This window comes from Nocardiopsis protaetiae (assembly GCF_045446735.1).
GTDB lineage: Bacteria > Actinomycetota > Actinomycetes > Streptosporangiales > Streptosporangiaceae > Nocardiopsis > Nocardiopsis protaetiae.
This window is the reverse complement of sequence record NZ_JBJJBV010000013.1, coordinates 23496-48477: the sequence shown is the minus strand read 5'-3', so window position 1 is coordinate 48477 and position 24982 is coordinate 23496. Positions and strand designations below refer to the sequence as shown.

General features: G+C 71.2%; 23 protein-coding genes and 1 pseudogene. 8 read left to right on the top strand and 16 right to left on the bottom strand.

Translation table 11 applies throughout. The annotated features are described in order from the left end of the window. Window positions 1–161 precede the first annotated feature (161 nt). Window positions 162–2525 (top strand): hypothetical protein, encoded by a 2364-nt coding sequence (locus tag ACJOT3_RS03620; protein ID WP_406968715.1) that lies wholly within the window; start codon window positions 162–164, stop codon window positions 2523–2525. Between the two features lie 39 nt (window positions 2526–2564). Here ACJOT3_RS03620 and ACJOT3_RS03615 read toward each other — a convergent pair whose 3' ends face one another. The 3 genes from ACJOT3_RS03615 to ACJOT3_RS03605 form a co-directional block, all read right to left on the bottom strand. After that, on the bottom strand, window positions 2565–2840 hold the full coding sequence (locus tag ACJOT3_RS03615; RefSeq protein WP_406968714.1) for a hypothetical protein: 276 nt from the start codon (window positions 2838–2840) through the stop codon (window positions 2565–2567). 259 nt (window positions 2841–3099) lie between these two features. Beyond that, window positions 3100–3318, bottom strand: coding sequence for a hypothetical protein (locus ACJOT3_RS03610; RefSeq protein WP_406968713.1), 219 nt, complete (start codon window positions 3316–3318; stop codon window positions 3100–3102). Between the two features lie 377 nt (window positions 3319–3695). Further along, on the bottom strand, window positions 3696–3971 hold the full coding sequence (locus ACJOT3_RS03605; protein ID WP_406968711.1) for a hypothetical protein: 276 nt from the start codon (window positions 3969–3971) through the stop codon (window positions 3696–3698). Between the two features lie 559 nt (window positions 3972–4530). Here ACJOT3_RS03605 and ACJOT3_RS03600 point away from each other — a divergent pair. Together ACJOT3_RS03600 and ACJOT3_RS03595 are read left to right on the top strand one after the other, a co-directional pair. Beyond that, window positions 4531–5076, top strand: coding sequence for a hypothetical protein (locus tag ACJOT3_RS03600; RefSeq protein WP_406968709.1), 546 nt, complete (start codon window positions 4531–4533; stop codon window positions 5074–5076). A gap of 44 nt (window positions 5077–5120) precedes the next feature. Further along, a pseudogene (locus ACJOT3_RS03595) lies at window positions 5121–5338 on the top strand (IS5/IS1182 family transposase); the annotation flags it as partial. A 107-nt stretch (window positions 5339–5445) separates the two neighbouring features. Here ACJOT3_RS03595 and ACJOT3_RS03590 read toward each other — a convergent pair. Both ACJOT3_RS03590 and ACJOT3_RS03585 read right to left on the bottom strand, forming a co-directional pair. After that, window positions 5446–5724: a hypothetical protein gene (locus ACJOT3_RS03590; RefSeq protein ID WP_406968707.1), complete on the bottom strand. Its 279-nt coding sequence runs from the start codon at window positions 5722–5724 to the stop codon at window positions 5446–5448. Window positions 5725–6065: 341 nt separating this feature from the next. After that, window positions 6066–7127, bottom strand: a complete 1062-nt coding sequence (locus ACJOT3_RS03585; protein WP_406968705.1) for a hypothetical protein — start codon at window positions 7125–7127, stop codon at window positions 6066–6068. Between the two features lie 108 nt (window positions 7128–7235). On the opposite strand from ACJOT3_RS03585, the gene ACJOT3_RS03580 reads away from it, so the two are divergent. Next, window positions 7236–7961, top strand: a complete 726-nt coding sequence (locus ACJOT3_RS03580) for a 3-keto-5-aminohexanoate cleavage protein (protein WP_406968703.1) — start codon at window positions 7236–7238, stop codon at window positions 7959–7961. 104 nt (window positions 7962–8065) lie between these two features. Here ACJOT3_RS03580 and ACJOT3_RS03575 read toward each other — a convergent pair whose 3' ends face one another. The 4 genes from ACJOT3_RS03575 to ACJOT3_RS03560 form a co-directional block, all read right to left on the bottom strand. Continuing rightward, entirely contained in the window at window positions 8066–8455 is a 390-nt protein-coding gene (locus ACJOT3_RS03575; RefSeq protein ID WP_406968701.1) for a PPOX class F420-dependent oxidoreductase, read from the bottom strand. Between the two features lie 218 nt (window positions 8456–8673). Beyond that, window positions 8674–9276 (bottom strand): RNA 2',3'-cyclic phosphodiesterase, encoded by a 603-nt coding sequence (gene thpR, locus ACJOT3_RS03570; protein WP_406968699.1) that lies wholly within the window; start codon window positions 9274–9276, stop codon window positions 8674–8676. A 55-nt stretch (window positions 9277–9331) separates the two neighbouring features. Then, window positions 9332–10756: an MFS transporter gene (locus ACJOT3_RS03565; RefSeq protein ID WP_406968697.1), complete on the bottom strand. Its 1425-nt coding sequence runs from the start codon at window positions 10754–10756 to the stop codon at window positions 9332–9334. A gap of 144 nt (window positions 10757–10900) precedes the next feature. Then, complete coding sequence (locus tag ACJOT3_RS03560; RefSeq protein WP_406968695.1) at window positions 10901–12355, bottom strand: NCS2 family permease; 1455 nt, start codon at window positions 12353–12355, stop codon at window positions 10901–10903. 220 nt (window positions 12356–12575) lie between these two features. Here ACJOT3_RS03560 and ACJOT3_RS03555 point away from each other — a divergent pair, with 220 nt between their 5' ends. Both ACJOT3_RS03555 and ACJOT3_RS03550 read left to right on the top strand, forming a co-directional pair. Beyond that, window positions 12576–12857, top strand: a complete 282-nt coding sequence (locus ACJOT3_RS03555) for a DUF2530 domain-containing protein (RefSeq protein ID WP_406968693.1) — start codon at window positions 12576–12578, stop codon at window positions 12855–12857. Between the two features lie 98 nt (window positions 12858–12955). Next, window positions 12956–14452 carry a DUF7059 domain-containing protein gene (locus ACJOT3_RS03550; protein ID WP_406968691.1) on the top strand — a complete coding sequence of 499 codons (1497 nt, stop codon included), beginning with the start codon at window positions 12956–12958 and terminating at the stop codon, window positions 14450–14452. Window positions 14453–14480: 28 nt separating this feature from the next. Here ACJOT3_RS03550 and ACJOT3_RS03545 read toward each other — a convergent pair whose 3' ends face one another. The 3 genes from ACJOT3_RS03545 to ACJOT3_RS03535 all read right to left on the bottom strand — a co-directional run bounded on the left by ACJOT3_RS03545 (window position 14481) and on the right by ACJOT3_RS03535 (window position 16078). Then, window positions 14481–15155 carry an SRPBCC family protein gene (locus tag ACJOT3_RS03545; protein ID WP_406968689.1) on the bottom strand — a complete coding sequence of 225 codons (675 nt, stop codon included), beginning with the start codon at window positions 15153–15155 and terminating at the stop codon, window positions 14481–14483. Window positions 15156–15207: 52 nt separating this feature from the next. Continuing rightward, on the bottom strand, window positions 15208–15573 hold the full coding sequence (locus tag ACJOT3_RS03540; protein WP_406968687.1) for an ArsR/SmtB family transcription factor: 366 nt from the start codon (window positions 15571–15573) through the stop codon (window positions 15208–15210). Between the two features lie 70 nt (window positions 15574–15643). Continuing rightward, window positions 15644–16078, bottom strand: a complete 435-nt coding sequence (locus ACJOT3_RS03535) for a hypothetical protein (protein ID WP_406968685.1) — start codon at window positions 16076–16078, stop codon at window positions 15644–15646. Window positions 16079–16235: 157 nt separating this feature from the next. Between ACJOT3_RS03535 and ACJOT3_RS03530 the strand changes: the two genes are divergently transcribed. Next, a complete protein-coding gene (locus ACJOT3_RS03530; RefSeq protein WP_406968683.1) occupies window positions 16236–17087 on the top strand; it encodes an MOSC domain-containing protein in 852 nt (283 codons plus the stop codon). 24 nt (window positions 17088–17111) lie between these two features. Here ACJOT3_RS03530 and ACJOT3_RS03525 read toward each other — a convergent pair whose 3' ends face one another. From ACJOT3_RS03525 to ACJOT3_RS03510, 4 genes are all read right to left on the bottom strand, one after another. Then, window positions 17112–20165, bottom strand: coding sequence for a sacsin N-terminal ATP-binding-like domain-containing protein (locus tag ACJOT3_RS03525; RefSeq protein ID WP_406968681.1), 3054 nt, complete (start codon window positions 20163–20165; stop codon window positions 17112–17114). 330 nt (window positions 20166–20495) lie between these two features. Continuing rightward, complete coding sequence (locus ACJOT3_RS03520; protein ID WP_406968720.1) at window positions 20496–21251, bottom strand: DUF3027 domain-containing protein; 756 nt, start codon at window positions 21249–21251, stop codon at window positions 20496–20498. A 187-nt stretch (window positions 21252–21438) separates the two neighbouring features. Then, complete coding sequence (locus ACJOT3_RS03515; protein WP_406968718.1) at window positions 21439–21822, bottom strand: cold-shock protein; 384 nt, start codon at window positions 21820–21822, stop codon at window positions 21439–21441. A gap of 383 nt (window positions 21823–22205) precedes the next feature. Beyond that, entirely contained in the window at window positions 22206–22964 is a 759-nt protein-coding gene (locus ACJOT3_RS03510; RefSeq protein WP_406968679.1) for a hypothetical protein, read from the bottom strand. A gap of 269 nt (window positions 22965–23233) precedes the next feature. Here ACJOT3_RS03510 and ACJOT3_RS03505 point away from each other — a divergent pair, with 269 nt between their 5' ends. Beyond that, window positions 23234–24964, top strand: coding sequence for an L-aspartate oxidase (locus ACJOT3_RS03505; protein ID WP_406968677.1), 1731 nt, complete (start codon window positions 23234–23236; stop codon window positions 24962–24964). Window positions 24965–24982 lie beyond the last annotated feature (18 nt).

Below are 24982 nucleotides of genomic sequence, written 5' to 3'. Positions count from 1 at the left end.
CCGCGGGTGCCCAGGGGCAGGTGCGGTCCGATCAGGTCCCATTCGTCGTCGGTGAGGTCGCCGCGTGCCATGGGTCTGGTTTACCGGTTCGGGCCCTCGCCCGGGGGGCGAGTGCCCGAACCGTGATCAAAACCCAGAACAGGCCCTAGGAGACCGCAGACGTGACCGATCTGTTCCCCGATCCCCTCAGCCGCGGACGCTTGGAACCGACCCCCGACCGGGAAAGGGTGTTGCAGGAGGCCACGGCCGCCCTGCCGGTGGTCCTCCGGGACTTCCACGGGTGCACACCGATCCCGGTGCCCGACGGTCGGCGGCAAAAGTCGAGTGACGTCCTCTTCGCTTTCCAAGACAGGGAAGGTTCTCCCTTCACACTGCGGTTGGATGCCGTCCCGCTCCCCCAGGACGAAGTGGGACGGGTCCATGTCAACTCCTTCTCCCAGAACCATGTCGTGCAGATCTCCCAGAACATGCGGACGAACGATGTGGGCATGTCGCTCGCCTACGAAACCGGGGAGTTGTTCCAGGTCCGCGCGGACACGGCTGCGGACCTGTCCGCTCGCAGGGACTCCTACTTCTCCGCCGATGACCGGTCCCGGAACACCCGGTTGTCGCTGGAGGACGCGGGGCGCATCGGCGAACTGAACTGGCTCGCCCACATCGCGCACCTGCCCGACGCGTCCCCCGAGTTGCGCAGGGCGGCCCGGGACGGCTTCTCGAACCGACTCGATGCCCTGGCGCTGCGCGAGGACTCCCCCTCATGGAACGGCGCGCCGTTCCCCGGATGGGAGAGGATCGCGAACGGTCACGCGCTGTCCTCCCAGGCCCATGCGATGTACCAGGAGTTGGGCGGGCCCTTGCGAACGCTCCCGGAGCGCGACGCGGCGGCTCTACGGGCCTTCCGGGAAAGCCGGGAACAGGACACCGGCCGACTGCTCAATTCACCCACATCGTCGGCGGTCCTGCTGAATCCCACGGGTTCCCGACCGGGCAAACGGGATCTGGCGGAACTCGCCAGACGATCAGGCGAGGTGCGTGCGGGGAAGAGCGGCCAGACCGTGGAGGCCCTGCGCAGGAACGCCGAGTCCCTGCCGGAGGGCTCGTACCCGAAGGTTTCGCTCATGATCGGCGGCGGCGCAGCCCTGGCCGGCCGCTCACCGGACCAGTTGGTCGTCGACGGGCGAGGGCGCTGGCACGTGGATCCCATCAGGGCCATCGTCCAGTCAGCCGAGCAGGTGCGCCACCTGCCCAAGAGCGGGTTGGGAGACCCTGCCGCCTTCGTCGGCCCGAACGACCGCGTCCCGCTGGACGCGATCCGGCTGTGGGAGAACGAGGCGGCGGTGAAGGGCCCGGTCATCGACGGCCACGCGGCACTGTCCGTGGACGACCGGGGGAGGCTCCTCGCCACCATCACCCCGGACAGCGATAAGGACAACCCCATCACCGTCGAGGTCAAGGGGACACCAATAGTGGCGACCGGTGTATCACCGGAGGTCATCCCTGGTGCTTCGCGCAGCATTCCGACGCTCCCCGAGGCCGCACAGGTATTGGCTGAAGAGATCGGGAGCAGCGGAACTCCGGAGTCTTTGGCCGCAGCTGAACGGCTCAAGAAGCTCCCCGACACCCCGGTCAGTGCCCAAGAGGCCCTCGAAACGGCAGAGCAGTTCGGGGTAGGCGCCCACTCCGGCAAGCACATGTCGGAAGCCATGAAGACGCTGGAAGCCATGGACACCTGGCACCGTGCCTCTCAGGCCGCTCCAGGACGTCTTCTCATCGGCGACGACGTGGGAGACGGCCGGTACGACCCGAACATCACCGATGAATGGCTGATCGGTGGGGCGGGAGGAGCGGCGATCGCCAACGCGGAGATCATCCTGGAGGCGAACCCGAACGCCCAGGTGACCATGGTAGGCGGTCAAGCTCCCTGGGTTTTGTCAAATGACGCTCAGTACTTGGCCCTGCGACAGAAACATGATCGGGAACACGGCGGAGACGGCAGACTCTCAGTCCACAACGCTCGACTTGAAGCGGTGGAGATGACCCACGCCCCGGACGGTTCTCCCCGCTTCCACGCCGCAGGTCACACCGGTGGAGCCTATGTCGCCTGCCTGGGACGCATCTCACGGGCGCCCAAGGTTCTGGACCCGATGAGCGACTGGTGCCGAGAAAACGGTGGCGAAGTTTCAGGACGACTCGTCACAAATGAAACAGGACAGTACCTCGGCTACGAACTGAATTATAAGACCGAGCAACAAGAGATGAAAACCATGGTCACCGGCGCGGCCTCACGCATGCTACCCACCGACCTCTTTACCAAAAAACAACAGGGGGAGGTCAACGACATGGGAGAAATCGAGGCACCCGAAGAAAGCGGGAATGTTGCCGCTGGGTTCATGGCGACCGCTATTCAAGGCTCCCACCTGAAGCAAAATCGCCAGCAGGCCAACAGCTTGAACCTGCCGACTCCCCCTACCGCACCGCGGAAAATAACGAGGAACAGCCCGAACCCCTCCATCGAGAGGGACTGATACGGAAAGGGCTCGGCAATCTACCCGAGCCCGCCAACGCTAGATCTCTCCGCGCTTCCGCTTAACTCTCCACACCGCATCAGAGGAAGTTGGGCTGAGATAATACTTCCCTTTAGATTCAGTCACCAGATTTTTCGACTCCAAACCATCCAGCGCCTCACGAATAGCGCCGATGTCCGTTGTCAAATCTGGATACCCGCCGATCTCGGAAGGCCAGAAACGGGTCACCATCGGCACGTTCTCATACTCCAGGGCATCCAAAGAGAGCAGGACGTCCTCTTCCACCTTCGTCAAAGGCACCTCAGAATCACTCATACACCCATCCTGCACCAGAACCCCAAAGCATGAACAGGCCGGGTACCAGTGGCAGGACAGGAGATCAAGCAGCCCGCCGGGCCCCGACCACTACCTGGAGGTCGACCTGCGCCGGGACAACGCCCACCGCACCCCGACGGCACCGAGGATCGAGAGGGACTGACCACACAAAAACCCAGAGACCCCGCCCAAGCCACCATCAGTCACCGACCATCTCGCCTCCTCGCAACTCGCGGCGAGACCCTTACACACTTACCCGTCAACTGATAGCCCCCTCGCAAGAATCCACAAGACCTTTTTCATTCAGGACAAAAAGCGCCTCGCGAATCAATTCGACATCCGTTGTCAAGTCCGGATACCCGCCGATCTCTTCGGGATAAAAGAAACCAACCATGGGCTTGTTCTCGTACTCCAGGGCGCCCAGGGAGATCAGAACGTCCTCTTCCACCTTCGCCAAAGACACCTCAGCATCACCCATACACCCAATCCTGCACCAGAACCCCAAAGCATGGACAGCCCGGGCACCAATCCAGAACAGGTGATCCGACACCCCCGCAATGTCCCACCTGCGCCCCGGGACCGCACAGGACATCCGAAGCAACCAGATGACCAGACTCCACAGGAAGCCAGGAATCGAGCTGCGACCCACTCAGATTCATGAATTCAGTCCGCCTTGCATCCCGTGACGAAGGTCGGCATCACCGCACCCGAGGACATATCTTCAGAAAGCAGAAACGTTGCTGTAGGATTCATCGCGACCGCAGTCCAAAGTGCCCGGCTGAAACAAACTAGATACTCCGCCGAAAGAGATTGGCACACCAGGAGATCAGAAACCAGGACCTGAGCCCGCCAACGCTAGATCTCTCCGCGCTTCCGCTTGACCCTCCACACCGCATCAGAGGAGGCGGGGCTGAGGCAATACTGCCCTCCCAATTCGCTGACCAGGTTCTTCTCCAACAAGGTGACCAGCGCCTCCCGAACCGCATCGATATCGGTTGTCAGATCCGGATAGCCAGCGATATTCCCAGGCCCGAAGAAGTTCGCCATCGGCACGTTCTCGTACTCCAAGGCATCCAGGGAGATCAGGACGTCCTCTTCCACCTTCGTCAAAGTCACCTCGGAATCACTCATACACCCATCCTGCACCAGAACCCCAAGGCATGAACAGGCCGGGTACCAGTGGCAGGACAGGAGATCAAGCAGCCCGCCGGGCCCCGACCACTACCTGGAGGTCGACCTGCGCCGGGACAACGCCCACCGCACCCCGACGGCACCGAGGAGAGATCCACAGGCCGACATGGGCAGAACAGCCGCACGGGTGTTTCTCCGGGGCGGCCTCCGATGTTCAGCGACAGGGCGAAGATCGGGTCAGAGCACACCGAGCACCGGGACAATCCGAGGGATGGACCTGCCCTCGTGCCATGGCGACCGGGCTCGCGGGGTGCCGTGCCAGGTAAGGGCAAAGCGCTCGGAACCGCCACCCACCCTTCTCGAAAACGCTCTTAAAGAAGACTTGATACCCGGTATCGACCAAGGGCTGTCCCGCAATAATCAGGAAGTCCTCGCTCGCCGACACACGAGCCGATACGAGGCTCGTTCGCCGAGCCCGGGAAAACCGTTGGACCCTCTGACGGGGGCGCGCCGTAGGGTTCGGGGAGCGAAGACGCGGTCGGCGGAGAGGGAACGGTGGATGGCGGGACTGTACGAGATCTGGCAGCGGGCGGAGGTGTCGCGCAGGCTCGACGTGTTGTCGGGCTTCGTCGCGATGTGCGCGGCGGGGGACAACGACGCGCGACGCCGTCTCGCCCGGCTGGTCGCCGGCGCGGACGCGGCCCTCTCTGCCTCACCCCCGGATCTGGTGACCGCCTCGACTCACCTGGACGAACTCGTCCGGTGGGCTGACACGGAGTGGGCCGATCACCCCTATCGCCCCGGGGAAGCCCGGCCTGACGAGGCCGACCGGCAGACACGTGACTACGCCAAGGATCTTCGGCGCGCCGCACTCCCGGTCAGCGTCCAGAACGAGATGGGACGCATCGAGCTCAGTCTCGAAGTGCGGTTCCTGGCCCTGTGCCGCCGACCGGGGTTGGGCTGCCGGACCCGCCAGGACGTCTTCTATGTCGCCGGGCGTGCCGCGATGGCCCTCGACCTCGGGCATCTGGAAGCGGCGGAGCGGGAGATCCAGCGCATGGGACAGGTGGGTTCCGTGGAACCACGGGAGAGCCGCCGCGGCTGATCCGCGGCTTTCCGAGGTCCACCGGCGTGGAACGACCCCTTCACGTGACCGGTGTGATCACGGCGTCGGAGCCGTCCCGGACGGCCCTGTTCTCCGGGCTGAGCCCACGCACCTTCGGAAAGCCGATGACGGTTCTGCGGCGCCGGGGTGCGGATGTGGTCCGCAGGGGCCGATCGTGAAGCCTTCCCTGGAGGACCGGGCCCTGCTGGTAGCGGCGTACCGGCGCACGAACCTGACGATGCGGCAGCTTGAACCCGCCTACTCCCCCACCGCACCGCGGCAAATGACGGACGGGGACCAGGCCGAACCCCTCCATCGAGAGGGATTGATACGGAAAGGGCTCGGCAATCCACCCCGGGCCTGTCAGCGCTAGATCTCTCCGCGCTTGCGCTTGACCCTCCAGACCATGTCGGAAGAACCAGGAGCGAGGCAATAAAGGCCACCTTGAGACTCGCTCACCAGATTCTTCTCCAACAAGGTGACCAGAGCCTCCCGAACCGCATCGATATCGGTTGTCAGATCCGGATAGCCAGCGATATCCCCAGGTCCGAAGAAGTTCGCCATCGGCACGTTCTCGTACTCCAGGGCGTCCAAAGAGAGCAGGACGTCTTCTTCCACCTTCGTCAAAGGCACCTCGGAATCACTCATACACCCATCCTGCACCAGAACCCCAAAGCATGGACGGTCCGGGTGCCAATGCAGGACAGGGGATCAAGCAGCCCGCCGGACCCCCGACCACTACCGGGGAACGACCTGCACCGGGACAACGCCCACCGCACCCCGACGGCGCCGAGGAGGGATCCAGGGGTGCCATGGGGGAGAACGCCTACGCGCCACCCGGCGGCGCCGAGAGCGCCGTCCGGTTCCGCGGGGCGAGCGAGCCGTCCTCACCCTCCACCAGGAGCGGCTGGGCGGCCCGGACGAGCCCGCCGCCCGCCGAGCGCACGGGAAGGCCGTGGTGGCAGCCGGCGGGACGGCGCCGCGACCGGCTAGGAGCGGCGGGCGAGCAGGATGATGCCGCCGATGAGCAGGACGGCCACCGCGCCGCCGCCCACCAGGAAGGGCACCGCGCTCCCGCGCTCCCCGTCGTCCGCGTCCCCGGCGGAGTCCGACGGGGACGCGGACTCCTCCTCCTTCTCCTCCTCGGTCTCCACCTCCCCGGTGCGGAAGCGCTCCTCCAGGGGGACGCGCCACACCGGGGCGTGCAGGCCCTCGGTCCCGGCCATCAGGTGGGTGCCGTCGAGCGTGAAGGCGATGGACTCGCCCTGGTCGGACTCGGGCAGGTCGAACGCCCCCATCGAGGTGCCCGGCACCCCGTCGGTGGAGTCGTAGACCGTCACCCCCCAGTAGGTGCGGATCGCGTACCGGGTGCCGTCGGGGCCGAAGGCCGCGTCGGTGGCGAACAGCGGCGCCGAGTCGATCCGCTCCAGGGTGTTCACCCCCTCGGGGTCGATCTCCTCCGGCGCGGCGTACAGCCCGCCGGAGAACTCCTTGGACACCACGTACAGCCGACCGTCGCGCGGGTCGATCATCATCGACTCGGCGTCGCGGCCCCCGTCGGGGTAGGCGAACGTCAGGACCTCCGGCTCGATGACGGCGTCGGCCAGCACCTCCGGTTCGGTGAACCGGTACACCCGCACCTCGGTCCATCCCCCACCGAAGTTGTCGCCGATGTCGCCGATGTGGACCGCGGGCTCCCCGTCCGGCCCGGGGGCGACGGTGATCGCCTCCCAGTCGCGCCGCTGCGAGCCCGGGGTGATGGTGGCGACCGTGTCGCCCTCCTCGTTCACCGCGTACACCTCGACGGCGTGCTCGCCGCTGTCGTTGTGCGTCCACCACACGCCCTCGTGCCGCAGCGAGGGGGCCAGGCCGCTGGACTCCGAGATCCGCGCGTCCTGGAAGGTGAAGGCGACCTCCGACCCCGCCGGCCCCTCACCGCCGCGCGGGTAGTCGAACCCGGTGCCCCCGTCGGGGACCTCCGGCTCCGCCAGGGCGGGCGCCGGGAGGAACACGGACAGTGCGGCCAGGGCGCACACGAGCGGTCGTCTCATGACGGACATCCTGCCAGGGGCCGTCGGTTCGGGCGTGCAACCGGGACGGCTTTTGCAGACCGGCGCGAACGGGCACATTCGGCTTACGGAGTGCCGTGAGGAGTATCCATGAGGATCGTCGCCTGTTTGAACGGGGACCGCCGTCCCGGAGCGCACCCCGCCCTTCCCATCTCCGTGGACCAGGTCCTGACCGACGCCCGCGCCGCGGTGGATGCCGGGGCGACCGCCCTCCACCTGCATCCGCGCGACCCGGGCGGCGCGGAGTCGCTGGAGCCGCAGGTGGTCGGCCCCCTCATGGAGCGGATGCGCGCCGAGGGGCCCGACGTCCCGGTGTCGCTGACCACCGCCCTGTCCGCCCAGTCCGACCCGTGGCGGCGCTACGACCTGGTGCAGCGCTGGGCGTCGTCGGCGCTGCCCGACTCGGTGACGGTGAACCTGCACGAGGCCGGGTCGGTGGACCTCATCCACCTGCTGGACGACCGCCGGGTCGCGGTGGAGGCGGGGGTGTGGACGGTGGACGCCGCCCGCATCCTCATCGCCACGCAGGTGCCGGTGACGGCGGTGCTGGTGGAGCCCACCCAGGTCGCGGTGGAGGACGCCCGGCGCAACGCGGAGTCGATCCTGTCGCTGCTGGAACGTGCGGGGGTGGCGGCGCCGCGGCTGCTGCACGGCTCGGACGCGACGGCCTGGCCGATGCTGGAGGACGCCCTGGAGGCCGGGCTGGACGTCCGGATCGGGCTGGAGGACACCATGCGGATGCCGGACGGCTCGGAGGCGGAGGACAACGCGGCGCTGGTCGCGCACGCGGTGCGCCTGGCGTCGGCGACCGCCTGAGGCGGGCGCGGCGGGCACGGCAGGCGTGGCGAGCGGGGCGGGCCGAGGTCCGGGGCCCTGCCACGGCCCGGGCCCCTGCCGCGGCCGCGGGCTGGTCCACCGGGCTAGTCCACCGTGCGGGCGCTGCGTGGCACGGGCTCGCCGTCCTCCTCCAGCCCCCAGCTGACGATGCGGTGCGGGTGGATGCGCAGGTGCGGGCGTTCGCCGTCGACGGCCTCGGCCCGGCCGCGGATCTCGACGCCGCGCGGCCGCCAGGGCGGCAGGACGTCGTCCACGACGACGGAGGCGCGCCCGGTGCGCTGCACGTCGCGGAACTTCTTGGTGGCGGCGAAGTCGTGGCCGCCGATCTCCACGACGGTGTCGTCGTCGGCGAGGGACCAGCCGACGGGTGTCACGTGGATGTAGCCGTCGGGGCCGACGGTGGCGACGCGGGCGAGCCTGCGTTCGCCGGTGGCGGTCAGGTAGGCGAGTTCGGGACCGGTGAAAACTCCCATGGGCGGCCTCCCGGAAAGGGTGAGGGATGCGGTCACCGGCTCCCCTACCCCGGCGGGCCCGTGATCAGCCCGGCCGATTGTGGCCGCGGCGGCGGCCATGCCCGGGGCCGCGCCCGGGCCCGCTCAGTCCAGCAGGGCGCCGAGCAGCACGATCAGCATGATGACGCCCAGCACCACGGGCAGCAGCCACCGCTGTTTGTGGTTGTTGGTGAGCATGCTCATGCCGTGCTCCGCTCTGGCGATCGTCCGGGGTCGGTTTTCCAGCCTAACGCCCAGGTCCGGGCGGTTCGGTAGCGGTCCTGCCGTCCGGGGCGGCTCTCGACGAGGTGCACGTCACGGGCGGGCCAGGGGGCGCGGGGGCCGCCGCCCAGCTCGGCGAGCAGGTCGGCGAGGTCGCGGGGCGGGCGGCTGCGGGCCACGGTGAGGTGCGGCACGTAGACGCGGTCCTCGCCGGGCGGCCCGCCGGTGGCGGCCGCGGCGGCCGCGGCGCGCACGTCGGCGGCCAGGGCCGCCAGGGCGCCGGTGTCGCCGCCCACCCCCGCCCACAGGACGGCGGCGCGGTCGCGGTGGGGGTAGGGGAAGACGCCCCAGCCGTCGACGGTGAGGTCGAAGGGGTCGTGCCCGCCGACCGCCGCGCCCAGCGCGTCGGTGAGGCCCGGCAGCAGGTCGTCGGGGACCTCGCCGAGGAAGGCGAGGGTGAGGTGCCAGTCCCGCGGCCGGGTCCAGCGCAGGTCGGGGGTGTGCCGCAGCCCGGGTTCCCGGGCGCCGAGGACGGCGTCGACGACCTCGGGGGGCGGTGTCAGCGCGACGAACAGTCTCATGCGGGCATCCTCGCATCCGTCCCCGGCCCGCACGGGCCGGGGACGGCCGGCGGGGTCAGCCGGGCCGGGGGGCGGCGAGGTCGTCGCGGCGTTCGGGTGCGGTGGGCGTCTCGGCCGCGCCGTCCTCGACCGCGGTCCCGACGGCGAGCGCGAGCTCGTCGGAGTCCGTGCGCTCATCGGCGTCCGCGGGCTCATCGGCGTCCGGCCCGGTCTCCGGCTCCGCCGCGGCCAGCGGCTCCCCGCCGCGGCGGCGCGGCAGCAGGTCGCGCACCCGCACGCCCTTGACCCGGAAGAGCGGCACCGCCAGCGCCGTGACCACGAGCATCGTGAACGTGCCGCCGATGACCATGCTGGTCTGCGGCCCGAAGGTGTCGGCGAGGAAGCCCACCACCGGCGCGCCGATCGGGGCCACGCCCATGAACACCAGCAGGAACATGCTCATGACCCGCCCCCGCATGCTCGGGTCCACGGTGAGCTGGAAGGTGGCGTTGAGCGTCGTCACGTACGTCATGAAGGCGATGCCCATGGGCACCAGCACCACCACGAACGCCAGGTAGGTCGGCATCAGCCCGGCGGCGACCTGGCCGATGCCGAACACCATCGCCCCCACGAGGACGAGCCGCAGCCGCGGCCGCTCGCGGCGCGCCGCCAGCAGCGCGCCGATGAGGGCGCCGACCGCCAGGCTCGCGGCGGCCACGCCGAACGCGGCGGCCCCGGTCTCGAACACGTTGTTGACCATCAGGGCGATCTGGGTCTGCCCGTTGGCCCCGAACAGCTGGGTGAGCGCGGCGAGCAGGAGCAGCAGCACGAGGTCGCGGCGTCCGCTCACGTAGGCCAGGCCCTCACGGATCTGCCCCTTGCCCCGCGGCACCGGCTCGGTGGGGTTGAGCTCGGCGGTGCGGATGAGCAGCAGCGCCAGGATGGTGAACCCGAACGAGGCGCCGTTGATGAGGAAGACGGGTCCGCTGCCGATCCAGGCGATGAGCAGTCCGGCGACGGCCGGCCCGGTGACCCGGCCGAGCTGGAAGCTGGCGCTGTTGAGGGCGATCGCGTTGGTCATCAGCTCCCGGTCGACCATCTCGGGCACGAAGGCCTGCCGCGCGGGGTTGTCGAGCACGGTGATCAGCCCGAGCCCGAACGCGAACAGGTACACGTGCCAGACCTGGGCGGCCCCCAGGGTGGCCAGCACGCCCAGGGCGACGGCGAGCAGGCCCATGGTGCTCTGGGTGAACACCAGCAGGCGCCGCTTGTTCAGCCGGTCCACCAGGGCCCCGCCCCACAGCCCGAAGAGCAGCATGGGCAGGAACTGGAGCGCGGTGGTCATCCCGAGCGCGATGCCGCTGCCGCCGCTGAGCTGGAGGACCAGCCAGTCCTGGGCGATGCGCTGCATCCAGGTGCCGGGGTTGGAGAGCAGTTGTCCGAGCGCGTACAGGCGGTAGTTGCGCACGGACAGTGAGCGGAACATGGCGATACGCCGCATCAGTCCCTCCCCGGTGTGGTGGGAGGGACTGATGCGGCGGCCGGGGCGTTCCGGGCAGGAAAAGGTAAACGGCGTTGACTCATCATTCGGGTCAACGCCGTTCACGGTGGCGGGAATTCCCGCCGTGCGGGGTGGTGTGCCTTGTTATCCGATCAGCAGGTAGATCGGGTGCTCGGCGAAGTGGATCAGGAAGACGAGCGAGATGACCCACATCAGCGGGTGGACCTGGCGGCCCTTGCCCTCGACCAGGCGGACGAAGGTGAAGACGATGAACGCCATCCCGATGCCGTTGGCGATCGAGTAGGTGAACGGCATGATCACGATCGCGAAGAACGACGCCAGGCCGACGGCCGGGTCCATGAAGTCGATCTTGACGATCGGCAGCATCATCATGAAGCCGACGATGATCAGGACCGGGGTGGCGGCCTCGAACGGCACGATGGTGACCAGCGGCGCGAAGAAGGTCGCGACGACCATCATCAGGCCGGTGACGATCGGGGCGATACCGGTGCGGGCGCCTTCCGCGACACCCGCCGCGGACTCGGCGTACACGGTGGCGATCGAGGACGAGGTCAGGCCACCGAAGATGGTGCCGAAGGAGTCGACGGCCAGGACCTCGCGGGTCTTGGGCAGGTTGCCGTTCTCGTCGGTCAGGCCGGCCTGGTGGGCGACACCCACCATGGTGCCCATGGTGTCGAAGAAGTCGGCCAGCATCAGCGTGAACAGCAGCATGACGACGGTCGCGATGCCCACGCCGGCCCAGCGGTCGGTGAAGCCGCCCTCGGCGAACAGGCCGATGAGGGAGAAGTCCGGCAGCGCGACGATGTCGCCGATGGAGGTCGGCAGGTCCGGGGTGTAGATCGGCAGCTGCCAGCCCAGGCCCTCCTCGCCGCGGTCGCCCCACAGGGTCTGGACGACGATCGCCAGGACGGTGGAGACGACGATGCCCAGCAGCATCGCACCGCGGACCTTGCGGACGTACAGGGCGATGGTGACCAGCAGGCCGATCACGAAGATCAGGATCGGCAGCGTGTTGAGGCCGTTGTCGCCCAGGCTGACGATGGTGCCGCCGTCGCCGCCGACGAACCCGGCGTTGACGAAGCCGATCATCGTGAGGAACAGGCCCACGCCGACGCCGATGGCGATCTTGAGGCCGCCGGGGATCGCGGCGAAGACCGCGGTGCGGAACCCGGTCAGCACCAGGATCGTGAGGATGATGCCTTCCACGATGAGCAGCAGGAAGACGTCGGCCCAGGTCATCATCGGGGCGATGGTGAAGGCCACGACCGCGTTGAGGCCCATGCCCGCGGCGAGCGCGAACGGGTAGCGGCTGACGAAGCCCATGAGGATGCTGCTGATGGCCGAGACCAGAGCGGTCACCGCGACCAGCTGGGGGACGTCGAGGGACTGGCCGTTGACGTCCTGCGCGCTGCTGAGGATCAGCGGGTTGAGGACGATGATGTAGGCCATGGCGAAGAAGGTCGCCAGACCGCCGCGGACCTCGGTGCCGAAGGTGGAGCCGCGCTCGGAGATGTGGAAGAAGCGGTCAAGGGGCCCGGAGGGCCCCTTGGTGACGGGGGATGTGGTTGGTGCGTTCACGATGTCAGCCTGACCTGGACGTGTTACCGGACAACAAGGATTCTGGGCCAGGTTAGTTGCATTTTCATACAACAGCTGACACGTGTTTCACACGGGTTTCGTAGAAAACACCATCCGTTCGGATGATCCGCTGACCGGATGTGACGAAGATTTCCCTGTTCAGCGCGCTTGCCACCCCCACTGCATGGAGTGGTCGAAGGTGTACGGCTAGCCTGGAGACGTGCGCAAACCTCGTCAGCCGGATCCCGAAGTTCACGAGAGCGACTACCGCGTCCCCGCCGCGCTCGGCACCGCCGCCTGGGCGATCGCACTGGTCGTCCTGCTGTCCATGGGCGACGCGCTCCCGGCGACCGAGCGCTGGTGGATCGGCGTGTGCGCGACCGGCACGGGCCTGGGGGTCTTCGGCTTCCTCTACATCCCCCGCCTGCTGCGCAAGCGGTCCGAGGCCGCCGAACGCGGCGCCGCGCCCGAGGTCACCGGGCACGACGGCCCCACCGCCTGACCCGCCGCCGCACCCGTCCGCGGGCCCGGAACCGCCCCGGAACCGCCCCGAACGCGGCCCCGAACGCCCTGGTGGGTCCCGTGGCCGATAATGAACGGGTGCCTGAGACAGCCTTCCCGCGCGGACTCGCCGAACGACTGCGCGCCACCCTCATCGACGCCGACTACACGGTGTCCGGCGTTCGCGACCGGTTGGGCGACGCCGCGGCCCGCGCGCTGGCCCGCGAGGAGCTCGTCCCCGCGCTGCGCGCCACCGGCGGCGAGGAGCGCCTGGGGCTGCTGCTGCGCCTGTGGTGGCTGCGCAGCCCCATCCCCGCCCGCGCGGCCCGCGCCATCCTCCCCGTGGACGAACTCGCCGCGGCGGGCCTGGTCACCGTGGACGAACGCGCCGACGGCCCCGTCGTGCGCTCCCTGGTCCACCTGGGCCCCTGGGAGCTGGAGGAGGGCCGCCCCGGCTTCGTCGTCTCCGACCCCAAGGTGCGCCCGGGCGGCGGCGAGGTGCCCGGGCCCGACCACGTGGTGGGGGCGGGCGGCGCCTCGGCCACCCTGTCCCGGCTGATCGTGGACGGCCCGGTCGAACGCGCCCTGGACGTGGGCACCGGCTGCGGGGTGCAGGCCCTGCACCTGGCCTCCCGCGCCCGGGAGATCACCGCCACCGACCTCAACCCGCGCGCCCTGCGGATGGCCGCGATCAGCCTGGCCCTGTCGGGGGTGCACGACGTCCGCCTGCGCCAGGGTTCGCTGTACGAGCCGGTCGCGGGCGAGCGGTTCGACCTGATCGTGTCCAACCCGCCGTTCGTCATCACCCCCGACGCCTCCCGCTACACCTACCGGGAGTCCGACCTGCCGGGCGACACGGTCTGCGCGGAGCTGGTGCGCCGGGCGCCCGCCCACCTCACCGAGGGCGGCTGGTGCCAGATCCTGGCCAACTGGGTGCACTCCGACGGCGACGACTGGCAGGACCGGGTCGGCGGCTGGGTGACCGGGGCCGGCTGCTCGGGCTGGGTGGTCCAGCGCGACGTGCAGGACCCCGCCGAGTACGTGGAGCTGTGGCTGCGCGACTCCTGCGAGCAGGGCACCCCCGAGTACACCCGCCGCTACGACGCCTGGCTGGACTACTTCGAGCGCGAGGGCATCAAGGGCATCGGGTTCGGGTGGATCAGCCTGCGCAACGACGTCGCCCAGGACGCGACCGTGCGCGTGGAGGAGCTGCGCCACGACATCGAGCAGCCGGTGGGCCCCTACCTGCCGTCCGTGGTGGACGGGGCGATGACGGCGCACCGGCTGACCGACGCCGCGCTGCTGTCGGCGCACGTGGCGCTGGCCCCCGGTGTGGTCGAGGAGCGCATCGGCGTCCCCGGCGCCCCGGACCCGGAGCGGATCGTGCTGCGCCAGCGCGGCGGGCTCCACCGGGTGGCCCGGGTGGGCACCGTGGAGGCCGCGCTGGCCGGGGTGTGCGACGGGACGATGCCGGTGGGCCCGCTGCTGGACGCCATCGCCCAGCTGATCAACGAGGACCCCGCGCAGGTGCGCGAGCGGGTGCCCGAGGCCCTGCGGACGCTCATCTCGGAGGGCTTCTTCACCGTCACCCGCTGACCCCGGCGGCGGCCGAGGCCGCCGCCGGTCACCCCTGGTCGGAGCCTTCTCCGGCGCCCTCCCCGGGCCCCTCCTCGGGGGCCTGGGTGTAGAACGCGATGGTCCGCTCCGCGGAGGCGCGCACCGCCTCCGGGTCGGCCCCGGCGGCCAGGTGGGCGGCCTCCCAGGCGCGGGCGCCGCGCTCCATGAACTCGATCGCCTCGGGCGAGGTTCCCCACTCACCGAGCTCGGCGGGGATGTCGGACCCGGTCTCCAGGTGCAGGCTCAGGCCCAGGACGGACAGGTCCCAGCCCACGCCCACCGCGCCCGGCCCGAACCGCTCCCAGAACTCGCTCAGCGGGGCCACGTGCGCGAGTTCGAACCGGGTGCGCTCCCGGCCGCCCTCGGCGGGCAGCGGGGTCAGGGTCACGTGGACGTCGCTGCGCGCGCCGCTGAACTCCCAGCTGACGTGGAAGCTCTTGGGCGGGTCGCAGGCCAGCACGGTGCCGCCCGCGTTGCCCTCCACCTGGTAGGTGCCGCCGAGTTCGAGGTCCCCGCTGACGGGGGCGAACCAGCGCGGGAGGCGTTCGGGGTTGGTGCAGGCGTCCCAGAGGTTGTCGATGCCGGTGCCGTAGTCGCGAGTGATGGTGACGGTGCTCTCGTCCCCCGCCTCGGTGATGGTGACCGTGCGTCCGGCCTCGTCGATCCGCTGGCGCACATCCATGGTCCACTCCCCTGCTCGGGTCGGTTCCCGGTCCGGCGTCGTCCGGAACGGGTCACCGCGAACGCCGTCCGCCCTCCCCGTCCTGCGTGGAGGCGCGGCGCTCGCGGTCGCCTCGGGCGAGTTCGGTCTCCAGCGCCATCAGGTGCGGCTCCCAGCGGGCGGCGAAGCGCCGCAGCCAGGCGTCGGCGTCGCGCAGGGGTGCGGCGTCCACGGCGTACAGCCGCCGGTTGCCGTCCCTGCGCACGGTGGCGAAGCCGTTCTCCCGCAGCACCCGCAGGTGCTGGGAAACGGCCGGTTGCGAGATGCCGAACTCTTCCCGAACGACCTCCGTCAGCTCGCCGGAGGCGCGCTCACCGTCGTTGAGCAGCTCCAGCAGACGCCGACGTACGGGGTCGCCCAGGACGTCGAAGGCGTGCATGGGACCACCATATAAGCATCAGGCTATATAAGCCAAGGCTGATTTATACGTGTCGTGCGATCCTCCGCGGTCAGCCGGTGAAGACGATCACGCCCGTGCCCACCGTCTTGCCGCTCTCCACCAGCTGGAACCCCGGGGTGTCCGGGTGGGCGGCGACCGCGTCGTCGCACTCCAGGCCGATGCGGTGCGTCTCCCCCGGCGGGAACTCGCGCAGGTCCACCGGCAGCTGCGCGTAGCACGTCGTGGACTGCTCCTCGTACTCGAACTCCACCGTGGGGCGGTAGCCCGAGAAGAACGAGGTGCTCCGGCCGCCGTCGCCGGATTCGGCCATGGTGAGCTCCACGGTGATCTGCCGGCCGGCTTCGAAGGTCTGCTCGCTGCCCGCGGGCGGGGCGCCTTCCTCGACGCCGCCGTTGCCGGAGGAGGAACCCGGTTCGTCGGAGGAGCAGCCCGCCACCGCGACGAGGGCGGCGGCCGCGATCAGGGCGAAGGGGATCTTACGCATGGAGGGGTCCTGTCGGTTCGGATATCGGCGGGGTGGTCACGCCAGGGAGGACGCACCGGATTGTGCCCCGGTTCCTTCCAGGCCTCGATGAGAAGTACAGCGGGTACGGCGCCCGGGGGCAAACCGGGGGTCCCCCTCATGCGCTAGCGTGCTCGGCATGGCCCGAATCTCCGAACTCGTCCTCTACCCGGTCAAAGGGTGCGCGGGAGTCTCCCTGGACACCGCCGAACTCACCGAGGCCGGAATCCGCCACGACCGCTCCTTCATGGTGGTGGACGCCGCCGGCGACTTCCGCAGCCAGCGCAAGGACCCGCGCATGGCCCGCATCCGCCCCGGGGTGGACGGGGACGTGCTGCAGCTGGCCGCCGACGGGATCGAACCCCTGGCCCTGGACATCGCCCCCGACGGCCCCCGGCTCGACGTCACCCTGCACAAGCAGCCGTTCGTCGGCGTCGACCAGGGCGCGGCCGCCGCGGCCTGGCTGACCGAGGTGCTCGGCACGCCCAGCCGCCTGGTGCGGGTGCCCGCGGACCACAAGCGGGAGGTCGGCGGGCTCACCCCGGGCACCAGCGGCTTCGCCGACAGCACCGCCGTGCTCATGGCCTCGGAGTCCTCCCTGGACCTGCTCAACGGGCGCATCCTGGAACGCGGCGCCGAGCCCGTGCCGATGCGCCGGTTCCGCCCCAACATCGTGGTGTCGGGCTGGGCCGAGCCGCACACCGAGGACCTGGTCCGCTCCGTGCGCCTGGGCACCGCCGAGCTGGGCTACGCCAAGGTGTGCATCCGCTGCGCGGTCACCACCGTGGACCAGGAGACCGGGGACAAGCGCGGCCCGGAGCCGCTGCGCACCCTGGCCGGGTACCGGCGGGCCGACGAGGGCGGCGTCTCCTTCGGCGCCAAGTTCGCGGTCACCCGGCCGGGCGTGCTGGCCGTCGGCGACGGGCTGGAGGTCACCGCCTGGGGCGAGGCCGAACAGGGCCTGGGCGCCCGCCTGTCCGCCGTGCTCTAGCCGACGAGCACCTGCCCCCGGCCCCTACTGCTCCAGGTCGGCCTCGGCCAGCAGCAGCGGGGCCGCCTCCGGTTCGCGCAGCGCCGCCGCCAGCAGGTGGCGGCGCCCCCACTGCTCGGCGCGCCAGCACAGGGCGCGGGCCAGGCCGTCGCTGCTGGAGGCGTGCACGACGCCGTCGCCCGCGTACCACTCCACCTCGACCCCGTCCACGACGAGCTCCGCGTGGTGCAGGTAGGTGCGGTCCGGCTGCTCCCCCTCCGGGTCCAGGAACAGGTCGGCGACCGCCGGCACCTGGCGCAGCGTGCCCCCGGCCGACACCTCCCCGTCCACCGACTCGCTCGCCAGCTCCAGGTCCAGCACGTCGGCCAGTTCCTCGGGGGCGGCGGTCAGGATCAGCGGCCGCTCCGCGAGCAGCGGCAGCAGGTCCGGGGAGTCCACCACCACGGCGTCCTCGGCGTCGGCCACCACGATCGCCCCGCCGAGCACGGCGCGCACCCGCGTGGGCGGGGTGACCAGGTCGGTGTCGACCCCGGCCAGCGCCGTCCAGATCCGCAGCAGCGCCGACCGGTCCACGTGCCGCTCCGGGTCGGCCAGCCGGGCCAGCAGGTCGTCGGGGCCCTCGGGGTCGGCCAGCAGCTCGGCCAGGGTGGTGCGCACGCCCAGCGCGCGGGCGAACTCCGGGTCGACGTCCGCGGGCGCCTCGTCGTACAGCCCGGTCAGCGCGGGCTCGGCCTCGGCGGCGCGCAGCTCGGCCGGGGCGGCGCCGCCCACCAGCGCCCGGGTGCGCAGCCACCAGGCGGTGTAGGACGGCACGTCCGCCACCCGGCCGTCGGGCAGCAGCACCCGGGCCGGGTCGGTCACGGCCGCGCGCAGCGCGCCCCGGGACAGCATCTCCAGGGCCTGCGGCCAGCGGTCGTCGGCCACGTAGTCGAGGTCGGCCACACAGACCAGCTCGGGCACCACCGGCGGCAGCTCGGGGTCGCCCACCCGCTCCAGGACCTCGTCGGCCCACTCGTCCAGCGCGTCGGGCGCCTCCTCGAACACGTCGAGGACGTCCTCGCCCAGGGCGGCCTCCTCGGCGCGCACCACGGTGAACTCCCACAGGGCGCCGACCGCGCGCAGCACGTCGGTGCCGTACCGGTCCACCAGGTCGGCGTGCACGGTGCCGAAGGGCGCGTCGTCGGCCAGTACCTCGCCCAGCGGGGCGCCGGGGACGAGCAGTTCGGCGGCCACCGAGTAACCGTCCTCGTCGTCGCGCAGCGCCAGCTCGGCCAGCCACGGCGCGTCGGCCACGGTGGTCCCGCAGGCGGCGACCAGGCCCAGCACCGCCTCGGCCAGGGGTTCGGGGTCGTCGGCGTCCAGGGAGCCGCGCACCGCCGCCTCGGTGTGCGCGTCGGCCAGCACCGCGGCCGGGCCCGCCTCCACCGCGCCCAGGCGCAGCAGCAGCGGGTGGACGGCCTGCGGGTGCACCAGGCGCACCCCCAGGGCGGCCAGCGCCTCGGCGTCGATGCGGGCCGTGTCCCCCTCCTCGGGGACCAGCAGGGACCGGGGGCCGCGCACCAGGCGCCCGTCTGCCAGCGGCACGGGCAGCGCGCCCAGTTCGTCGGTGTCCACCCCGGCGGCCAGCGCCGCGTACAGCCCCGCCCACCAGGACGGCGGCCGGTCGGTGTCGGCGAGCAGGTCGGCGATGTCGGCGGCGCCCAGGCGGTGGACGCGCAGCGCCGCCAGCGCGGGGTGGCGGGGGTTGAGGCGGCCGGGCAGCAGCCCGGGGATCAGCTCGGCCAGGACCGCGGACAGCTCCGGGCCCCCGGTGTCCAGCAGCACCGCGTCACCCGGGGCGACGGGCGCCCCGGCCTCGGTGGTCAGGAACGCGGTGGTGCGCAGCGGCTCGGCGGCCCGGGCGCGGAACCCGGCGTCGACGTGCCCGCCGCCCACCCGGGTGCCGGGCACCAGGTCCAGGGCGGCCGCGGCGTCGAACCGGCGCAGCAGCGCGCTGTAGGCCTCGGCGGCCTCGGTGAGCAGCAGGTCGGTGGCCGGGCCCGGCTGCACCGTGCGGCGGTCGCTGCCCAGCGGGAAGGTGCCGATGAGGACGGCGGGCAGGTCCAGCCCGGTGTCGGTGGGGGTGGGCGCGTGCACCACCGGCTCCACGTCCGGCGGCAGCGGGGCCGCGCCGCCGTCGTCGTCCACGGGCACCGCCCAGGTGAGCGACCACGCGGTGCGGCCGCGCTCCTCGGTGGGCCGGTCGGCGAGCAGGGCCGGGTCGAACTCGCCGGTGCGGGTGAGGGTGCGCCAGCGGGTGGTGCGGGTGCCGTCGGCGTCGCGCAGGGTGGTGACCGGCTCGCCGCCGTTGGCCTGGCGGGTGGCGACGCGCTCGGCGCCGTCCACCAGGACGCGGATCTCGGCCAGCCCGGGCAGGGCCAGCAGCAGGGCCTCGCCGGTCCCGGACAGCAGGTCGCGCACCCGGTTCCGGGCCGTCTCGTCGCGCAGGGTCGCCGCTACGACGGTGTCGTAGCCCTCCACCCCGGCGCCCTCGACCGCGAACGGCAGGCGGAGCATGGGGACGTGCCCGGAGCGGCGTTCGATCTCGGCGGCCAGCCCGGTCGGGTCGGACTCGGCCAGCAGGTCGGCGACGGCGGCGCGGGCCAGGTCGGCGCTGAAGCGCACGGCCGCCCCGGCGGAGCTCACGGTGACGTCGTCGCTGAGCGCGGCCACGGCGGAGAAGCCCACCCCGAACCGGCCGACGGAGTCGTCCCCGCCGCGTTTGGTGGAGGCCCGCAGGGTCGCCAGCGACTCCACGCCCTCCGCGGTGAGCGGGGCGCCGGTGTTGGCGGCGACGAGGCGGTCGCCCTCCAGCGACAGCAGCAGCCGCCCGGGGACGCCCGCGCGGCGGGCGGCGTCGGCGGCGTTCTGGGCCAGCTCGACCACGACCCGGTCGCGGTACCCGCCGAGGGCGAAGTCCTCCTCGGCGTTGGCGTCCTCGCGGAACCGGGCGGGGGCGTCCGTCCACGCGGCGAGTACACGTCGTCGCAGTTCGGCGGTGTCGTAGGGGTCAACCCCGGTGGCGAGCGGCTCGGCCATTGACGGTCCCTCCTGGCGGCCGGCACGGCCCGGCACGATGCACATCAGACCCTAGGGCATACGCCGCGGATACTCACCCTGCTACGCGACGCCCTGGCACATCCCTCGCTGCGTTCTCATCAGTCGACAGGAAAACCCACCCTGACTCCTTCTTCGGCCTTGCGATGAATGCACCAGGACTCCCACCCGTCGCCCTCCACCACCCTCAACGGACGCCTACGGCGCAGCCCTCCTGCTCGCGACGGGCGGCATCCACGGCGCACGCCCTGGCCCACCCACGTGAAGCGAGTGTCGGGACGTGCCCGGGCCGGACCGCCGGGGGCCGGACCGTCAGGAGTCGGAGGTGACCAGTTCCAGTTCCGCGGTGTCGTCGAAGACGATGTGGTCGTAGCCCATCTCGTCGACGACGGGGGCGACCGGCTCGTTGCGCGACTGCGGCATGCGGACCTCGGAGTGGGCGCCGCAGCCGTGGTCCAGGGAGACGACGCGGCCGTCGTCGGGCGCGTACCCGTTGGTGCACACCCCGAACATCTGGCGCAGCTCCCCGGCGAGCGGGGTCATGAAGCCGCAGGTGATGCAGCGGGCGGGCGCCGCCTCGGCGATCGGCGTGCGCGGTCCGGCCTCGCCGTTGTACCAGCGTTCGGCGGCCTGCTCACGGCCGGTTTCGGACAGCACCTGCTTGCGGCCCAGGCCCAGCTCCCAGACCATCTGCCGGTCCACGCCGTCCTCGTCCAGCTCGCTGTCGGCGACCTGGGCGTATCCGGGCACGAGGCGCTCGTCGTCCTCGTCGGTGGGCAGCAGGTCGCCGGGGCCGAGGTCGCCGGGGAGCAGCCGCTCCTTCCACGGCACCCACTCGGGTGCGACGAGGGCGCCCTCTCCGGGCAGCAGCACGACCTCGTTGACCGTGACGTCCTTGGCGCGCGAGGCGCGGACCACGGTGACGGCGTAGTTCCACCCGGGGTACGCCGGGTCGAGGCAGGTGAAGTAGTGGGTGATCAGACGGGTGTCCTCGACCTGGGGAGCGAGGTGCTCACCCACCCATTCGGGTCGCCCGACCTCGGCGGCCACCGAGCGGGCCAGGTCCACCGCCTCGATACACGCCTTGTCGGGAACAGGAGAACGTCGAGAAGGGCTCACGTTCCCCATTCTCACTGATGCACGGCACCGATTTGACCACAACGCGGGTCAAGGTTCGTCCGATACACCCTCTTGGTCGGCTCTTGGGGACGCGGAACGGCCCCGGTCGGCGGACCGGGGCCGTTCGGAAGAGGGTTCAGGCCTCCAGGTCGTCGGCCACGACCCGCAGGACGGCCGCGACCCGGGAGGCCTCGCGGCGCTCGGGGTGGCGGCCGCGGCGGTACCCGTTGGAGAGGCCTTCGAGCAGTTTGATGAGGTCCTCGGTGATGACCACCATCTCGTCGGGCTTCTTGCGCCGGGCCTTGACCACCGAGTGCTGGGTGTCGAGCAGTTTGACCTGGAGCGCCTGGGCGCCCTTGCGTCCCTCGGCCACCCCGAACTCGACCCGCTGGCCGGGGCGCAGCGCTTCGGTGCCGGGGGGCAGTGCGGTGGAGTGGACGAAGACCTCTCCGCCGTCGTCGCGTGTGAGAAAACCGAAACCCTTGCCGCCGTCGTACCACTTGACCTTGCCGGTGGGCACGTAGGACCTCATGCTTTCACTCGTTGCCGTGTGACCTGCATGCCAGGCTAGTCGCCGGGACCGACGGAACGCGAGGGAAAAAACCGCGCCCCGCGCACACGGAACGAGGCCCGGATGCGGCTCATCCGGGCCTCGTGTGTACCGGCGACCCCTCCCCGCGGTGCGGAGTACGGGACGGGACTCGGCGGAGATGCCGGGTCGCCGGGACGCGGTGCGGTGCCCGGGCTGGAGGCCGGGCCACCTGTTCCACCGACGGGTCGTCGCCGAAGCGAAAGCGGCGGTGTACGACTTGAGTACCCGAAATCACGTTCCCGAACGCGCGGTAACGGGCCGACCGGAAAAGGTTATTCCCCTGCTTTTGCCTACCGATGACCGGCGGGGTCTCAGGGGGCCTGCTCGGCCGCCCGCGCCGACCGGGCGGCCCGCGGGTAGAGGTAGGCGACCGACACCAGGGAGCCCAGGCCCAGCCCGATCACCCCGTGGTCGGCCAGGGACCGCTGGATGTACTGGTCCACGAAGTCGGCGTCGCCGGTCCACAGCGCCATCCCGACCACACAGGCCAGCAGCGGCACCAGCACCGCGATCCACTTGTCCCGCACGCCCCACACCCGGCTGAGCACGACGAACGCGATCCCGAGCACCCACAGGAAGGACAGCCCCCACACCCAGGGCACGGTGGCCAGCAGCAGGGCCAGGGCGATCACCTCGCCGGGGTGGTGGCGCAGGCACAGCAGCAGCCCGCGCACCGGGCCGACCTCGCGGCGGACCCGGCCCTCCAGCCTCATCTCGGTGCGGCCCGGTCCTTCGAGCAGGCCCATGAGCCCGCTGCTGGGTCCGCCCCGCCAGGGCGGTGGCGGCCGGTCGGCGTGCCGGGGCTTGGGCGGGATGAGCTCCTCGTCCTCGATGTCGAGGTCGCGGCCGGTGATCTCCCGCTCGACCAGGTCGCGGGGGGATCCGAAGCTCAGCAGGATGCCGCGGACGGTGTCCACTCCGTCGTCGGGGGCGGCGGTGCGGCGCGCGTCGATCCGGGCGCGCACTGAGGCGAGGTAGGCGGTCCGTTCCTTGGCGGTCAACCGACCGTGCAGGACCAAGCCGACCTCGGACAGATAGTCGAGTACCAATTGTTCCGAGCGCTGGGTCATGTCCCCATAGTGACGGAGGATGACCTGCCTTTTAAGCCCCCTTTCCTATTTCGGTCGACTAATTCACCCCGTATACGGCCTGTCACCCGTGTGTGAAAGGTGGCGCGGGAGCACAGAGGGGCGCGGAACGGCGCCCGTGGCCGGGGCCGCCCCCGGTTGTGCCGGTCATCACCCCCGCCGCACGTCACAGAACGGACGCCCACGAGGTCTGTGCGAGTGAGGGGGTTGAGGAACCACCCGACCCGGAGGCCCCGACCCGGAGGCACTGCATGGACATCTCGGAACGGCGGACCGTCACGTCCGTCCTCGTCATCGGCACCGGCGGCGCGGGCCTGCGCGCCGCCATCGAACTCGCGGAGCGCGGCGTCGACGTCCTGGCCGTGGGCAAGCGCCCCCGGTACGACACCCACACCGCGCTGGCCGCCGGGGGCGTCAACGCCGCCCTGGGCACCATGGACCCGCAGGACACCTGGCGCCAGCACGCCGCCGACACCCTCCAGGAGGGCTACCTGCTCGGCGACCCGCGCACGGTCCGCACCGTCACCGAGGGCGCCGCCCGCGGGATCGAGGACCTGGAGCGGTACGGGATGCGGTTCGCCCGCGAGGCGGACGGCCGCATCTCGCAGCGGTTCTTCGGGGCGCACACCCACCGGCGCACCGCGTTCGCCGGGGACTACACGGGGCTGGAGATCCAGCGGACCCTGGTCGACCGGGCGGCGCGGCTGGACGTGCCCGTCCTGGACGACGTGTACATCACCCGGCTGCTGGTGGAGGACGGCGCGGTGTTCGGCGCCTACGGGTTCGGGTTGCAGGACGGGACCCGGCACGTGATCCTCGCCGACGCCGTCGTCCTGGCGGCCGGCGGGCACACCCGCATCTGGCGGCGCACCTCCTCCCGCCGCGACGAGAACACCGGTGACTCCTTCCGCCTGGCCGTGGAGGCGGGCGGCCGCGTCCGCGACCCCGAGCTCGTCCAGTTCCACCCCTCCGGCCTGCTGTGGCCCGAGAACGCGGCCGGGACCCTGGTGTCGGAGGCCGCCCGCGGCGAGGGCGGCGTCCTGCGCAACGGCCTGGGCGAGCGGTTCATGGCCCGCTACGACCCCGAGCGCATGGAGCTGTCCACCCGCGACCGGGTGGCGCTGGCCGCCTACACCGAGATCAGGGAGGGGCGCGGCACCGAGAACGGCGGGGTGTGGCTCGACGTCTCGCACCTGCCCCAGGAGACGATCCTGGAGCGGCTGCCGCGGGTGCACCGCACCCTGCTCGAACACCAGATGCTCGACATCACCGAGTCTCCGATGGAGATCGCCCCGACCGCCCACTACTCCATGGGCGGGGTGTGGGTGCGGCCCGAGGACCACTCCACCGACGTCGCGGGCCTGTACGCGATCGGGGAGGCGGCCAGCGGCCTGCACGGGGCCAACCGGCTGGGCGGCAACTCCCTCATCGAGCTCCTCGTCTACGGCCGCCTCACCGGTCGGGCCGCGGCGGAGTACTCGCTGGGGCTGGCCGCGCACCGGCGCTCGGCCGAGGCGGTCGGGCGGGCCCGCGCCGAGGTCGACGGCCTGCTGGCCGCCGAGGGGCGCGAGAACACCCGCTCCCTCCAGCGCGCCGTCCGCACCCTGATGACCGAACACGCCGGGGTGGTCCGCGACGAGGCGGGCCTGCGGGCCGGGCTCACCGCCCTGGACGCCGTGGAGGAGCGCATCGGCGGGCTGGGCGTGCATCCCGACCTGGCCGGGTTCCAGGACCTGGCGCACGCCTTCGACCTGAGGTCCATGGCGCTGTCCGGGCGCGCCACGCTGGAGGCCGCGTTGGAGCGCCGGGAGACCCGGGGCTGCCACAATCGTTCCGACTTCCCCGACACGGACCCGTCGCTGCGGGTCAACCTCGTCTGGTCCGGTCCCGGGAAACTGGAACGCGAGGAGATCCCCGCGGTCCCCGCGGAGATCTCGGAGCTGATGCACGAGGTGTCCAGCACCGGAAAACTCGTCGAATAACGAGGAGCCCACGACCGC

Coding starts and splice junctions, on each gene's coding strand:
- ACJOT3_RS03545 (WP_406968689.1), bottom strand. CDS start 15,155: ATGGATGTGCGCCAGCGGATCGACGAGGCCGGACGCACGGTCACCATC.
- ACJOT3_RS03530 (WP_406968683.1), top strand. CDS start 16,236: ATGGCCCGAATCTCCGAACTCGTCCTCTACCCGGTCAAAGGGTGCGCG.
- ACJOT3_RS03525 (WP_406968681.1), bottom strand. CDS start 20,165: ATGGCCGAGCCGCTCGCCACCGGGGTTGACCCCTACGACACCGCCGAA.
- ACJOT3_RS03575 (WP_406968701.1), bottom strand. CDS start 8,455: ATGGGAGTTTTCACCGGTCCCGAACTCGCCTACCTGACCGCCACCGGC.
- ACJOT3_RS03505 (WP_406968677.1), top strand. CDS start 23,234: ATGGACATCTCGGAACGGCGGACCGTCACGTCCGTCCTCGTCATCGGC.
- thpR (WP_406968699.1), bottom strand. CDS start 9,276: ATGAGACTGTTCGTCGCGCTGACACCGCCCCCCGAGGTCGTCGACGCC.
- ACJOT3_RS03535 (WP_406968685.1), bottom strand. CDS start 16,078: ATGCGTAAGATCCCCTTCGCCCTGATCGCGGCCGCCGCCCTCGTCGCG.
- ACJOT3_RS03585 (WP_406968705.1), bottom strand. CDS start 7,127: ATGAGACGACCGCTCGTGTGCGCCCTGGCCGCACTGTCCGTGTTCCTC.
- ACJOT3_RS03540 (WP_406968687.1), bottom strand. CDS start 15,573: ATGCACGCCTTCGACGTCCTGGGCGACCCCGTACGTCGGCGTCTGCTG.
- ACJOT3_RS03600 (WP_406968709.1), top strand. CDS start 4,531: ATGGCGGGACTGTACGAGATCTGGCAGCGGGCGGAGGTGTCGCGCAGG.
- ACJOT3_RS03610 (WP_406968713.1), bottom strand. CDS start 3,318: ATGGGTGATGCTGAGGTGTCTTTGGCGAAGGTGGAAGAGGACGTTCTG.
- ACJOT3_RS03580 (WP_406968703.1), top strand. CDS start 7,236: ATGAGGATCGTCGCCTGTTTGAACGGGGACCGCCGTCCCGGAGCGCAC.
- ACJOT3_RS03565 (WP_406968697.1), bottom strand. CDS start 10,756: ATGCGGCGTATCGCCATGTTCCGCTCACTGTCCGTGCGCAACTACCGC.
- ACJOT3_RS03605 (WP_406968711.1), bottom strand. CDS start 3,971: ATGAGTGATTCCGAGGTGACTTTGACGAAGGTGGAAGAGGACGTCCTG.
- ACJOT3_RS03510 (WP_406968679.1), bottom strand. CDS start 22,964: ATGACCCAGCGCTCGGAACAATTGGTACTCGACTATCTGTCCGAGGTC.
- ACJOT3_RS03590 (WP_406968707.1), bottom strand. CDS start 5,724: ATGAGTGATTCCGAGGTGCCTTTGACGAAGGTGGAAGAAGACGTCCTG.
- ACJOT3_RS03615 (WP_406968714.1), bottom strand. CDS start 2,840: ATGAGTGATTCTGAGGTGCCTTTGACGAAGGTGGAAGAGGACGTCCTG.